The 13224-nt window shown below is 40.1% G+C and carries 14 protein-coding genes and 2 tRNA genes; 10 read left to right on the top strand and 6 right to left on the bottom strand.

The annotated features are described in order from the left end of the window. Positions 1–132: 132 nt before the first annotated feature. Together HMPREF0766_RS20120 and HMPREF0766_RS20115 are read left to right on the top strand one after the other, a co-directional pair. Positions 133–804 carry a head GIN domain-containing protein gene (locus HMPREF0766_RS20120; protein WP_003001518.1) on the top strand — a complete coding sequence of 224 codons (672 nt, stop codon included), beginning with the start codon at positions 133–135 and terminating at the stop codon, positions 802–804. Between the two features lie 132 nt (positions 805–936). Further along, positions 937–1860: a PKD domain-containing protein gene (locus HMPREF0766_RS20115; protein WP_003001515.1), complete on the top strand. Its 924-nt coding sequence runs from the start codon at positions 937–939 to the stop codon at positions 1858–1860. A gap of 52 nt (positions 1861–1912) precedes the next feature. On the opposite strand, the gene HMPREF0766_RS20110 is transcribed toward HMPREF0766_RS20115, so the two are convergent. Then, positions 1913–3304 carry a 3-keto-disaccharide hydrolase gene (locus HMPREF0766_RS20110; RefSeq protein ID WP_003001512.1) on the bottom strand — a complete coding sequence of 464 codons (1392 nt, stop codon included), beginning with the start codon at positions 3302–3304 and terminating at the stop codon, positions 1913–1915. Positions 3305–3480: 176 nt separating this feature from the next. On the opposite strand from HMPREF0766_RS20110, the gene HMPREF0766_RS20105 reads away from it, so the two are divergent. Further along, complete coding sequence (locus tag HMPREF0766_RS20105) at positions 3481–4911, top strand: Gfo/Idh/MocA family oxidoreductase (protein WP_003001510.1); 1431 nt, start codon at positions 3481–3483, stop codon at positions 4909–4911. Between the two features lie 96 nt (positions 4912–5007). On the opposite strand, the gene HMPREF0766_RS20100 is transcribed toward HMPREF0766_RS20105, so the two are convergent. Further along, a complete protein-coding gene (locus tag HMPREF0766_RS20100) occupies positions 5008–5640 on the bottom strand; it encodes a nitroreductase family protein (protein ID WP_003001508.1) in 633 nt (210 codons plus the stop codon). A gap of 8 nt (positions 5641–5648) precedes the next feature. Next, on the bottom strand, positions 5649–6248 hold the full coding sequence (locus HMPREF0766_RS20095; protein WP_003001506.1) for a TetR/AcrR family transcriptional regulator: 600 nt from the start codon (positions 6246–6248) through the stop codon (positions 5649–5651). Positions 6249–6372: 124 nt separating this feature from the next. Between HMPREF0766_RS20095 and HMPREF0766_RS20090 the strand changes: the two genes are divergently transcribed. Then, entirely contained in the window at positions 6373–7167 is a 795-nt protein-coding gene (locus tag HMPREF0766_RS20090; RefSeq protein WP_236590450.1) for a patatin-like phospholipase family protein, read from the top strand. Here the strand turns inward: HMPREF0766_RS20090 and HMPREF0766_RS20085 are convergent. Further along, a complete protein-coding gene (locus HMPREF0766_RS20085; RefSeq protein WP_003001502.1) occupies positions 7153–7989 on the bottom strand; it encodes an alpha/beta fold hydrolase in 837 nt (278 codons plus the stop codon). The genes HMPREF0766_RS20090 and HMPREF0766_RS20085 overlap by 15 nt on opposite strands. 183 nt (positions 7990–8172) lie before the next feature. Between HMPREF0766_RS20085 and HMPREF0766_RS20080 the strand changes: the two genes are divergently transcribed. The 4 genes from HMPREF0766_RS20080 (at position 8173) to obgE (ending at position 10198) form a co-directional block, all read left to right on the top strand. After that, positions 8173–8246, top strand: a tRNA-Arg gene (locus HMPREF0766_RS20080). A 199-nt stretch (positions 8247–8445) separates the two neighbouring features. After that, positions 8446–8519, top strand: a tRNA-Arg gene (locus tag HMPREF0766_RS20075). Between the two features lie 64 nt (positions 8520–8583). After that, positions 8584–9153, top strand: a complete 570-nt coding sequence (locus HMPREF0766_RS20070) for an adenylate kinase (protein ID WP_003001500.1) — start codon at positions 8584–8586, stop codon at positions 9151–9153. A gap of 46 nt (positions 9154–9199) precedes the next feature. Continuing rightward, entirely contained in the window at positions 9200–10198 is a 999-nt protein-coding gene (gene obgE / locus HMPREF0766_RS20065) for a GTPase ObgE (RefSeq protein WP_003001499.1), read from the top strand. An 82-nt stretch (positions 10199–10280) separates the two neighbouring features. Here obgE and HMPREF0766_RS20060 read toward each other — a convergent pair whose 3' ends face one another. Continuing rightward, positions 10281–10880, bottom strand: coding sequence for a hypothetical protein (locus HMPREF0766_RS20060; RefSeq protein WP_003001497.1), 600 nt, complete (start codon positions 10878–10880; stop codon positions 10281–10283). A gap of 19 nt (positions 10881–10899) precedes the next feature. After that, complete coding sequence (panB, locus tag HMPREF0766_RS20055) at positions 10900–11715, bottom strand: 3-methyl-2-oxobutanoate hydroxymethyltransferase (protein ID WP_003001495.1); 816 nt, start codon at positions 11713–11715, stop codon at positions 10900–10902. 135 nt (positions 11716–11850) lie between these two features. Between panB and HMPREF0766_RS20050 the strand changes: the two genes are divergently transcribed. Beyond that, positions 11851–12594 carry an RluA family pseudouridine synthase gene (locus HMPREF0766_RS20050; RefSeq protein WP_003001494.1) on the top strand — a complete coding sequence of 248 codons (744 nt, stop codon included), beginning with the start codon at positions 11851–11853 and terminating at the stop codon, positions 12592–12594. Positions 12595–12608: 14 nt separating this feature from the next. Next, entirely contained in the window at positions 12609–13208 is a 600-nt protein-coding gene (locus tag HMPREF0766_RS20045) for a TlpA family protein disulfide reductase (protein ID WP_003001492.1), read from the top strand. Positions 13209–13224 lie beyond the last annotated feature (16 nt).

The raw sequence follows: 13224 nt of genomic DNA, 5'->3' as shown, positions 1-13224 counted from the left end.
ACTATTTGCTATATTCAGACGTATTTAGATGGAACTATATGCAGGGTATTATCTGTAAGGTAAAGTATCGGGATAATATCAAATGCAGTATTCATTTATATCGTTATTCTACAAAATTTAAATTACAGACAGATGAAAAAAATAATTGCAATCGGCCTTTTGTTTATGTTGGCCAAAGTTGGTATGGCGCAAACCAGAGAAGTAGGCCCTTTTGCCAAAGTAGAAGTTACGGATAAAATTAATGTTGAACTGATTCCTGGCAATACATATAAGGTCGTTATTTCAGGAAATCCGTCTAATGAAGTAGAGGTCATTCAGAAGAACGGCACATTACGTCTCAAAATGAATACGCTGAATATGATGAACGGAGAAGGGATACATATCAAAGTATATGGAAATAATATCAGTGAATTGACAGCGAAAAAGGGCGCAATTTTGAAGGCTAATGATGAGGAAGTGTTAAGCAGTAATATTCTTAATGTGTCTGCTTCAGAAGGAGGTTTATTAAGTCTGAATGTGTCAGGGCAGGAAATCAAAGTAAATGCAAGTAAAGGCGGTACTGTACAGGTGAGCGGAAAGGCACCTCGTCAGGAAATTCAGCTAACATTCGGAGGCAATTATGAAGGACGATCTCTGGTGTCGGAAAATGCAAAAGTTACTGTCAATGGAGGAGGAAGATGTGAAGTAAACGTCAAGCAAACTATTGATTCACAAGTCAGAGCCGGAGGTATTATCCACGTATACGGTAATCCGGCTCAGCGTAATGAGAAAAAACTGGCGGGAGGAACCATAGAATACAAATAATCCCTGAATGCAGTCCGGGTCGTTGTTCATTTATTTTAATATAAGACTAAATTCACCGATCCCGGATTTGGTCCTGTAATATTCGCAGATAAGCCGTATTATTGCTTATTATAACCTGATGGAGGCAAGATAGTGACAAGAGAAGAATCTTCTGATGACAAATTTAATATTAAGAGCTACCTGATCATTAGTGCAGTAGGTGCTGTGCTATTGGTGTCGCTTACGATATTTGTAATGAAGATCTTTATGGAACCTGAGAAAAAAATCAGAGCCAAGGTCTTCAATCAGGATATGACACTCAATCAGGATTTGATTTATATTGATAATACAGCAGGTGCACAAAAATGGCACTGGGACTTTGGAAATGGAGATGTGTCTACCCAGCAGGATGGTAAATACAGATATAAATCAGCCGGAACGTACGTCGTACGTCTGGTTGTGAATGACAATCTCCATGAACAGTTTTTTGTAACGGTAAAAGATTCTGTCGCCAAAGTCGTAGACAGCACTCTGCAGATATCAGGTCCTTCAGCAGGAACTATTCTCAAAGAGGTCAGAATGGAGGTCGACGGTCCCGGAGAGATCTACCAGTGGCAGTTTGGAGAAAGCGGTAAGGTGGACGTTATTGGCAAAGTCGCTTTATATACCTATTCCAAACCCGGAAGATACCGTGTAAAAGTTAAATCCGATAAAACGCTCTCTTATACCTACCACACACTTGTGATAGATGGAGCAAAAACAGATAGTCTGGATAGTCTGGCCGCTGAAAATCAGGTACAGAAGGTTGCAATAGATGATCTGAAAGCTCAGTTACAGGCTATTGCAGATGGCGGAGATTTCAATGTGAGATACAGCTACATTTTAAATAAGTTTTTTTGTAAAAATGAGCGTACAGGTGTAACGATCAAAAGTGGTGGTGCAATCAAACAACAGGATATATACAGTTACTGTATAGGTCTCACCTTTGGAGGCGGAGTGAAGATCGATAATATACTTCTGATGAGAGTACCCAATTCCAACTGCTATCAGTCACTTATTGTGACACAGCATAAATAAGAATATTCAATCCCCCTGAGATTATCTCAGGAGGATTGAATGTATATGTTTTTTACTTCAGCTCTTTGATTTTGATAGAGCGGAATGAGACATTGTCACCATGATCCTGTAAAAGGATATGTCCCTGCGACGCCTGACCAAAATTTTTCCAGTCTTTGTATTTACTGCCAGCCACCAGATCCAGATACTCTTTAGAGCCCCTCACATAAGATACCATAAGTTCACCGTTGAGATAATGTTCAACCCGGTTGTCAGGGTAAACGACGATGCGTCCCGTATTCCATTCTCCGATTGGTTTTACAGCTCTTGCATTCTTTTTGGAAGTGATCAGGTCATATAGTGAAGCAAGTGTACGGTTTCCGTTTTTTCCCATTTTAGCATCAGGATGTTCTTTATCATCCAGCACCTGATATTCTAAACCAATAGCCGAACCCGAGGTCTGTTCGTTAAGAGTGACAAAATATTTAACTCCGCTGTTGGCTCCCGGAGAAAGCTTAAACTGAAAAGTGAGGTCAAAGGCTTTATATTGTGCATCAGTAACAATGTCACCTCCATTTGTAGACTCCCCACCAGTAGATGACAGTACGGAGATAGTACCATTTTTGATCTCCCAGCCTTTTGAAGGAAATTCTTTACCCCTTGCACTGTGCCATCCGGCTGTACTCTTACCGTCAAATAATAATTTATATCCGTTTTGCTGTTCTGCCTGCGAAAGTTGATTGAGGTGCAGGTTTGTAATATAAATATCTTTTGGAAATGCTTTAGATTTTAGATTTTCTGTTTGAATCCGGACATTTTTAAAATATACTTTTTTGCCATCATCTGCATCTGCGATATTATGTACCTGCAGACCTATATATCCAGTCCGGTCGATGGTGTCGATGACAGCTGCTGTGGGAATACCATTTACCCAGGTTCTCACTTCATCACCGATAGCTTCAATACGAATAGCATTATACTCATTCTTACGGAATGCTTTTTTTGCATTTTGATTTAGATCTAAGGGATATAGCCAGCCTCTTCGTGCTTCATCATAGATACCTCCGGTCCAGGCTCTTGCTGTCGGATCTACTTCAACCTGTTTGCCATACATACGGCCGCGGCCATCATTAGCCTGCGGGTCAATATGGCTTCTGATCTGTATACCCGAATTGGTATTGTCTCCTTCAAGTTTGACTTCAAGCTCAAGTATGAAATCGCCATATTCTTTTTCAGTCACTAAAAATGAATTAGGTGTTTTTTTCGTCATTGTACCCACGATAACACCATTCTCTACAACATATGGAGCTTTACCGCCTACGGTTTTCCAACCAGCCAGTGTTTTACCGTCGAAAATGGGGGTAGCTTTCGTTTGCTGAGCCTGTGTTGTAAATGTGGCGGATGCAAGCAGACATCCTGTAGCCATCAGAATTTTTGAAATAGAACTTAATTTTGTGTGTGTCATAATAGTTTAGGGTTGTAAAGCCTTTTAAAAAGTTTATTTTGGAGTTATAAAATTGTTAATTTTATTTGGATTTTTATATAGAATTAATAAAAAACAATTAATTTAGTGGAGTAAATTTAATTTTTGTCTCTGTAATCCCGGACAAACTCTTAATTATAAACTTGTAATCTTAAATCATGAAAAATACAACCTCTTTTTCGAGACGGACATTTTTGCGCAATAGTTTGCTGCTGTCAGGTGCTACTATCGCTTTACCGTCTTTCCTGGCTGCTTCTGCACCGGTAAAGTTAGCACGACCTAATGAACGGATTAATCTTGCCTGTATTGGTATCGGAAACAGAGGTGCAGATATTATTCAGGATCTTTATAAGACAGGACTTGTCAATATTGTGGCACTGTGTGATGTTGATATGGGCGCTTCTCATACGCTTCCAATCCTTCAGCAATTTCCGGATGTACCCCGGTTTCAGGATTTCAGGCAATTGTTTGATAAGATGAGCAATCAGATCGATGCGGTCTCTATAGGAGTTCCGGATTTTTCTCATTTTCCGATAACCATGATGGCCATAGATCTTGGAAAGCATGTGTATGTAGAGAAGCCAATGGCCAGAACTTTTCAGGAAGTAGAATTAATGATGAAAAAGGCTGCTAAGTTCAATAAAGTGGTGACACAAATGGGGAATCAGGGACACTCGGAAGCGAATTACTTTCAATTTAAAGCCTGGAAGGAAGCCGGAATTATTAAAGATGTAACGGCAATTACCGCACATATGAATGCTCCCAGACGCTGGCATACCTGGGATACGAATATCAAATCATTTCCGCCCAAAGAGCCAACACCAGCGACATTAGATTGGGAACTCTGGCAGATGGCTACTCAGGGGCATGACTTTAATAAAGATTTTGTCAACGGGCAATGGAGATGCTGGTTTGATTTTGGAATGGGCGCTTTGGGAGACTGGGGTGCACATATATTGGATACGGCACATGAGTTTCTGGATCTGGGATTACCATATGAGATAAATCCTGTTAATCTGGACGGTCATAATGACTTTTTCTTCCCGATGTCTACTACCCTTGCCTTCCGCTTTCCTAAGCGGGGAGATATGCCGGCTCTGGATATTACCTGGTACGATGGTATCAATAATCTGCCGCCAATACCTGAAGGATATGGCGTATCCGGATTAGATCCGAATATTCCGCCTCCGACAACGGGTAAAATCGAACCTGCTAAACTTAATCCTGGTAAGATTATCTACAGTAAAAATCTGACTTTCAAAGGCGGATCACATGGTAGTACACTGTCTATTATACCGGAAGAGCAGGCTTTGGCCATGGCCGGAAAACTTCCGGAAGTACCACAGAGTCCGTCCAATCATTTCCTTAATTTTATTCGCAGTTGTAAAGGCGAAGAAAAGACAAGATCTTCCTTCGACATTGCAGGTCCTTTAAGTCAGGTCTTCTGTTTAGGAGTGTTGGCACAGAAATTAGGTACAAAACTTGAATTTGACCGTAAAAGCAAAAAAATCACAAATAATAAGGTTGCTAACAGCTTACTAGCGGGACCTCCCCCAAGAAAAGGCTGGGAGCAATATTATAAAATCTAAAAGATCAGGCCAAACTATTTTAGTTCCTGAATTTATACAAGAATAAAGCCGTTCTTTTACCAAAGAACGGCTTTATTCTGTCATTTTAAGTAAGTATTAGTCCAGGCTGATTACAAAGTCCTTCACATCTTTTCTTACTTTTTTCATATTTACCAACCAGTCATTTTCAGTATCACGGTATCCCAATGCTAAGATCGTAACAGATTTAAGACCGTATTTTTTCAGTTCTAATAAATCATCCAGTTGCTCATTGACAAATCCTTCCATCGGAGTCGCATCTACCTTTTGTTCAGCAGCAGCAGCAATAGCAAGACCAAATCCGATATAGGCCTGACGTGCAGCATGCTCAAATTGTTGCTGTTGTTCGCGTGCTGAAAGAGAGCTGAATAACTGATTTTTATAGTCATCTGCAAATCCTGCAGGTAATCCGCGCTCTACTTCCTGTTGTGTGAATACTTCATCGACACGTTGCTTTGTATACTCATCATAAGCAGCGAATATCAATAAATGTGAAGCATCTACAATCTGAGATTGATTATAGGCGATGGGCTGGATCTTTGCTTTCAGCTTCGGATCAGAGATCGCAATGATTTTGTATGGTTGTAAGCCTGAAGAAGTAGGAGCGAGGCGAGCTGCTTCGATTATGTAATCTACTTTCTCCTGAGCTACCTGTTGTCCGTTCATTTTTTTTGTAGCGTATCTCCAGTTTAAATGTTCTAATAAACTCATCTTTTTATTTAATTAATTAGTGATTTGATATATCCATCCACGGCATCTTTAAGTATAGCGGATGGTTCAATTGATTTTTGATTAACAGATAATAATTCAATAGCAACAAGACCGTGCATGATAGACCAAAAAGTTTTCATTTTTAAGTACTTATCAGTGTCTGTGCGTTTGCTTTGCAAAATAGCCTCTTCTATGACTGTCAGTAAAATTTCTGAAGTCTTTCTTTTCTCCTGTACAGTCTGTATCGCTTCGCAGGTCGGTATGCCCAGACCAAACATGATCTCATAATGCTTCTGATGTGTAAAGGCAAAGGACCAGTAAGCTTCAGCAATATGACGGATTTTTACTTCAGCAGAGTCATCCTGACTGATAGCAGAGGCAAGTTGTTCGGCCAGTAAACGGAATCCCTCTTTCGTAAAATATTCGATCAGGTCATCTTTGCTGCTAAAGTGCTTATAGATCACTGGTACGCTGTATTCAATCGCATCCGCAATCTTACGCAGAGAGAGTGCAGCCCATCCTTCCTCCGCCACAATACTCCATGACTGCGCTACGATAAGTTGTTTTAATTGCTCTTGCTCCCGAAATCTTCGTTCCGATATTCCCATGTCTAAACATCTAGTTAACAGTGTTAGCAAAAGTAACAATGATTTTTAAATGTTTAAACACTTTATGCTTTTTAGACTTTTTAATGACAATTTCTTTCTCCTTAAATATTGTATTTTTAGCGTTATGAATGCAGCAAGGAAAAAACATGTTTCATTGGTTCTGGGAAGCGGAGGTGCCAGAGGGATTGCAGAGATAGGGGTAATTCATGCACTGGAAGCCAAAGGGTATACGATAGATGAGATTGTTGGCTGTTCTATCGGCTCGTTAGTAGGAGGAGTGTATGCACAGCAGAAACTATCTGATTTTCAGGATTGGCTGAAGACTCTTAGTAAACGCGAAATTTTCAGACTAATGGATTTCACTTATTCTGGTTCAGGCGTCATGAAAGGTATACGGATCTTTGAGGCCCTCAAACAGATCGTGCCGGATATAAATATTGAAGATCTGCCCATACGTTATACAGCAGTAGCGACCGATCTGAAAAAGGAGCAGGATGTAATATTTCGGACCGGTAGTATGTACGATGCTATACGTGCTTCTATAGCAATACCGGCCGTATTTACAGCTGTTAGTATTGATGAACAGTTTCTGGTAGATGGAGGTGTACTCAATCCATTACCTATTAATCATGTACAACATAAGCATAATCTTGTAGTCGCAGTAAATCTGGACGGTCAGCCTGATCCGGAACTGGCACAGACAAAAAATAAACCTGAAAAAGTAAATTCAATAGGTGTATTGACGCATGCTTACTACGCGATGAGACGGCAGCTGGCTGCACAAAGCATAGCTTTGTACAAGCCGGATTATGTGGTCACCATCCCACATAATATTTCAGGATTATGGGACTACGACCGCTCAGAGTATCTGATCGAAAAGGGAGCTTTGCTGACCGAAAATGCCTTATCTGATTTGTAAATTTCTCAAAAATTCATGGAGCAGACTGTTGAACCGCTCAGGTTGCTCCAGATTTGGAAGATGACCGGCATTTTCGAGTTCTACATAGGAGGCCTGCGGAATAGCTGTATCTAATTCCTCCATAAGTTCTTTTGGAGTGATTGTATCACTTGCTCCTCTGATGAGGAGTGTCGGAATATCAATAGCATCCAGTGTGTCACGAGTATCGGTACGACTGGCTAATGCCAGTTGTGTAGCACAAATACTGCTTATACTGTTGCGACGGATACTGCTTTTGATCAATTCTACAGCTTCGGGATTGTTGCTGATTGTATCTTTATGGAAGACGTTTTCAACAAAACCTATTGCAAATGGTCTTCTTCCATATTGTAAAATAGCCTGAATAGAATCAAATCTTTTTTGTTTTCCTTTGTTATCATCAGCTCTTGCGTGCGTATCACACAGGATCAGACCTTTTATTCGTTTTGGGATTAACTGCTGTGCTCTTAGCGCAATATATCCGCCCATGGATATACCACATAAAGTCACCTGTTCGATATCTAACTTTTTAATAAATACAACAAGGTCTTTGGCAAAAACATCTATACTGAAAAAGCCGTGTCCTGCAGTGGTATTGCCATGCCCGCGCACATCTACAGCGATTCCGGTTACGTTGTCTGCTAAACTCTCAAGCTGAGCTTTCCAGGTTTTCTTATTAAAGGGAAATCCGTGGATAAAAATGATAGTTTCGGTTGGTTCGGAAGTAAGTGCTGGTTTGATATAGTATGAGATACTGATATCACCAATTCGGATCTTGCTACTCTTAAAGTTACGCTCTGTCATGTATGGGGAATGTATGATATGAAAAAAAATATTTCAACATAAATATAATAAAATCAATAAGATAATTAGAATTATATTTCTGCAGACACTAAAAATGAATATTTTTATTTGGAAATAAGATAAAAGTAACGATATTTGCATCACCAAAACAAAACGGGGTTATCTCCGGGATACACAGGAACTGCGCTCATAGCTTAATTGGATAGAGCACCTGACTACGGATCAGGAGGTTAGGGGTTCGACTCCCTTTGAGCGCACACATTTTATCTCTTATTCCACACACATCCATTCCTTCACTTTTTGTCAGATATGTAACAATTGAATTATTCGGGTAATTCTTATCGATTGATGCAGTGTTCTACTTTAAAATGAAAAAAAATTTGTGTGAAGATGGAATTTCCCTATATTTGCATCACCAAAACAGAACAGGCATAAAGTCGGGAAGTGTTGGTTGCCGCGCTCATAGCTTAATTGGATAGAGCACCTGACTACGGATCAGGAGGTTAGGGGTTCGACTCCCTTTGAGCGCACTTGTTAAACTCCAAGCCTAATCAAAAACAAGATTAGGCTTTTATTTTTTACGGAATTACAACTATGCTAAACCTTGTTTTATTCGGTCCTCCAGGTGCGGGCAAAGGCACTCAATCACAAAAGCTTATTGATAAATACCAATTGGTGCATATCTCAACAGGTGATCTTTTCCGTGCTCACATCAAAGACCAGACAACATTAGGCCAACAGGTTAGTCAGATCATTGCGGATGGTAACCTGGTGCCTGACTCCGTAACGATAGCAATGCTGGAGGAAGAAATTCAAAAAAATCCAGATGCAAAAGGATTTATTTTTGATGGATTCCCGCGCACTGTAGCGCAGGCTGAGGCTTTGGATCACTTCCTTGAGTCTAACAATTCTTCTATCACAGGAGTAATTGCGCTGGATGTCAACGAAGATGAACTGAAAGCGCGTATCGCTAAGAGACAAGAGATTTCAGGTCGCGCAGATGATGCGGCAGATAAACTGACAAAACGCATAGAAGAGTATTTCGAAAAAACTATTCTTGTATTACCTTATTATGAAGCTCAAAGTAAGCTTTCTAAGGTAAACGGAATCGGAGATATTGACTCTATTTTTGGGGAACTGACCCAGATTATTGACCAATACTAATAGTTTATTAGTATTTTTTCTTTTTTAGCTTAACGAAGTATAATAAATGGCTCAGGGATCAAATTTTGTAGATTATGTGAAAGTGTGTTGCCGATCAGGTCATGGTGGTGCTGGTTCAGCGCATTTGCATCGGGATAAGCATACTGCCAAAGGTGGTCCTGATGGAGGTGATGGCGGCCGTGGAGGGCATATTATACTCAAAGGAACAAGTCAGTTGTGGACACTGCTCCATCTGAAATACAGAAAACATATCATTGCATCCAACGGAGATCCGGGAGGTAGTGCATTGCGCTCCGGAGCTAACGGTAAAGATGAAATACTGGAAGTACCGCTGGGTACTATCGCACGTGATGCCGAGACGGGAGAAGTCTTGTTTGATATTACAGAAGATGGCGAAACAAAAATTTTGACAGCAGGTGGTATCGGCGGACTGGGTAACTGGCATTTTAAGTCTGCAACACAGCAGACTCCACGATTTTCTCAACCGGGAAGACCCGGAATAGAGCAATGGGTAATTCTGGAGCTCAAAGTACTGGCCGATGTCGGGCTGGTAGGATTCCCGAATGCAGGTAAATCAACACTGCTGTCAGTAGTGTCAGCTGCAAAACCTGAAATTGCAAATTACCCTTTTACTACATTGGTACCCAATCTGGGGATTGTAAGTTACAGAGATAATAAATCTTTTGTAATGGCCGATATTCCGGGTATTATCGAAGGAGCTTCGGAAGGTAAAGGATTAGGATACCGGTTTTTGCGTCATATTGAACGAAACTCAGTTTTACTCTTTATGGTTCCGGCAGACACAGATCGTACAATTGCGGAAGAATATCATATTCTTTTGAAAGAATTGACGGCTTATAATCCTGAATTGATGGATAAGCCCAAATTACTGGCAATTACTAAATCTGATATGCTGGATGAAGAACTGGAAAATGAAATGAAGGCTCAGGTGCCGGATAATATTCCATATATTTTTATCTCGTCTATTACAGGCAAAAATATTCTTCAATTAAAAGATATGATCTGGAAGGCAATCAATTCCTGATTGCTGATTCATCAACATAAAAGATAAGGGTTCATTTTAATTAAAATGAACCCTTATCTTTTATGCCTTCTTCCAGTAACATTTATATAATCGGAAATAATCTTTTCTGCAGAGAAGGAGAGAAGTGTTTATGTACTGCATTAGCAAAGGGATAAACCGCATCGTTTTTCATAACCAGATACGGGATTTCTACAATACCTGCTGTCGTTTTCATACGGTAATAACCAAATACAACTCCGTTGGTATGCTGTACCGCTTCTATTTGCTGCACTGCTTTTACATCTGTCTGCAGCTTGAATCGTATAGTCTGTTTATTCAGACTTTCAACAATAACTTCTTCCTGTTGCGGATCAAACCAGATTTGTTGATTTCGGGTAGCTTTCACATGATTGGTCAGTACAAAAAGCTGTCCGATCATATAAAAACTGATAGGCAGCAGAAACAATAGTATTTTGATCTTAACAGCCAGCAATACGACAATAAGTAACAAAATGACACCAATGCCTACATTGACAAATGTTTTCTTTGAAACCTTTGTAATCAAAGCTGTTGGAGTGTGCATAAGCTGAAACTGTCCCTTTCTGATTGCTCCGGAAGAAGAACCTGTAAGACCCGATAATTTACGGGATACAAAGTAGATCACCAATCCTATCAATCCGAGTATAATCAGAAATTTGAACATCTTTGCTTAAGTAGTATAATTAATATTGTTCGTTTTCGTTCGGGTAATTTACAGCTTTGACATCAGCTACATACTGGCCGAATGCTTTGGTCATTTCCTCGTACAGATTAAGATACTGACGCAAAAACTTAGGTTTAAAACCTTTTGTCAATCCCAGCATATCATTTACGACCAATACCTGACCGTCACATCCGTTTCCTGCTCCGATGCCTATAGTAGGGATATGCAAAGAAGCAGATACTTCAGCTGCCAGCTTGGCCGGAATTTTCTCCAGTACCACAGCAAAACAACCTGCTTCCTGAAGGGCTAATGCATCTGTCTTTAATTTTTCCGCTTCAGCTTCCTCTTTAGCTCTTACACCAAAGTTTCCGAATTTGTAAATGGACTGTGGCGTAAGCCCCAGGTGCCCGCAAACCGGGATTCCTGTCTCAACTATTTTACGGATGTTTTCGATGATCTCTACACCACCTTCCAGTTTGAGTGCATGCGCTCCGGATTCTTTCATGACGCGAACAGCAGCCTTATAAGCATCGTTGATGTCGCCCTGATAAGCTCCGAAAGGAAGGTCTACGACTACCATCGCACGTTTGGTACCTCTTACTACCGCTGAAGCATGATAAATCATGTTGTCCAGTGTCATCGGCAAGGTCGTTTCGTAACCGGCAAATACATTAGCGGCAGAGTCGCCTACTAAAATGATTTCAACTCCTCCCTCATCCAGTGCACGTGCTATAGAATAATCATAGCCGGTCAGCATCGCAATTTTTTCTTTACGATTCTTCAATTCCTGAATGGTAGAAGTCGTGATTCGTGTAATTTCTTTGTTTACAGACATGTCTTCGTTTGTTGAAGAAACAAAAGTATAGAAATTTTAAGCAAAACTATGTTTTAAAACCCTAATAAATGCTTGTTAGCCTTATCGGTAAAGGTAAATCGCAGCTATCTCAAAGGTATTTTGTAAATTTGCAGGATGAAGCAAAGCGAAGCTAAACTCTTTAAATTTCCGAAGTTCACTGATCTGATCATTCACGAAGATGAAAATATTATTGTAATCAACAAACCCCCTTTTATAGCCTCGCTTGACGAGCGTGAAGGCGGAGAGATCAATATACTGCGTCTGGCTAAGAAATACTACGCCGATGCACAGATCTGTCACCGACTGGATAAGGAAACTTCAGGCATACTTCTTATCGCTAAAAATCCGGAAACTTACCGTTTGATCTCCATAGAATTTGAAAAGAGACGGGTAGATAAAACCTATCATGCTATTATTGAAGGAACTCATATTTTTCAGGATCTCAAAATAGATCTCCCGATCCTTAATCAGGGAAATAAGAATGTAACTATTGACCGCTATAACGGTAAACCTGCCGAAACGATCTTTAATTCTATACAATACTTTAAGCACTTTACGTTAGTGGAGTGCAAGCCGATTACAGGACGTATGCACCAGATACGTATTCATTTGGCGACACAACATGCGGCCATCGTAGGTGACAGTATGTATAGAGGAAAGCCGGTTTATCTTTCTCAAATTAAGAAACGTGGATTTACATTGTCAAAGGATGAAGAAGAGCAACCAATCATGAAACGCTTTGCATTACATTCCAAAAAAGTAAGATTTAAAGTTGCTGATAAGTCTTATGAATTTGAGGCCGAATATCCAAAGGATTTCGCTATCTTACTCAAACAGCTAGAAAAATTTGATGCTTAACCCATTTATTTGTGATGAATCCAAAAACTAAAAAAATTGTAATTAATGTGGTTTTCGTTGTGCTGATCGCATTGCTGGTATGGCCAACGAGTCGTGCTTATTTTCAGCAGGGGCTTATGAAGATAGGTTTGTTCAAACCTAAACTTGAAGTGCCGAAAACACCTGACTCTATACCGGAAGGGGCTAATGCTGTTCAATCAGGAGAACCTAATCTGGCTTTTGTGGATGCTTCCGGTAAAACTATTCAGACACATGATCTCAAAGGAAAAGTGGTGTTTGTTAATTTTTGGGCAACCTGGTGCCCCCCTTGTAAAGCAGAAATGCCATCTATTCAGAAGCTGTATGATAAGTTTAAAAATAACGATAAAGTAGCTTTTCTGATTGTAGAAATAGAAAACGACACAGAAAAAGCGCTGCAGTTTATGCAGGATGAAAAACTGACAATGCCTGTACATTTTCCAGCAGAAGAGATTCCGCAGACCTGGTTAGGAGGATCTATTCCAACAACATTAATACTTGATAAAGCGGGAGCAATAGTGACCAGACATGAAGGAATGGCGGATTATAGCCGTAAAGAAGTTGTGGATTTTATAGAGGAACTGATTAATAAATAGGATCTTCCCTTATTTT

The organism is Sphingobacterium spiritivorum ATCC 33861 (assembly GCF_000143765.1).
Lineage (GTDB): Bacteria > Bacteroidota > Bacteroidia > Sphingobacteriales > Sphingobacteriaceae > Sphingobacterium > Sphingobacterium spiritivorum.
The sequence above is the reverse complement of the archived record's forward strand: the minus strand, read 5'-3'. Positions and strand labels throughout refer to the sequence as shown.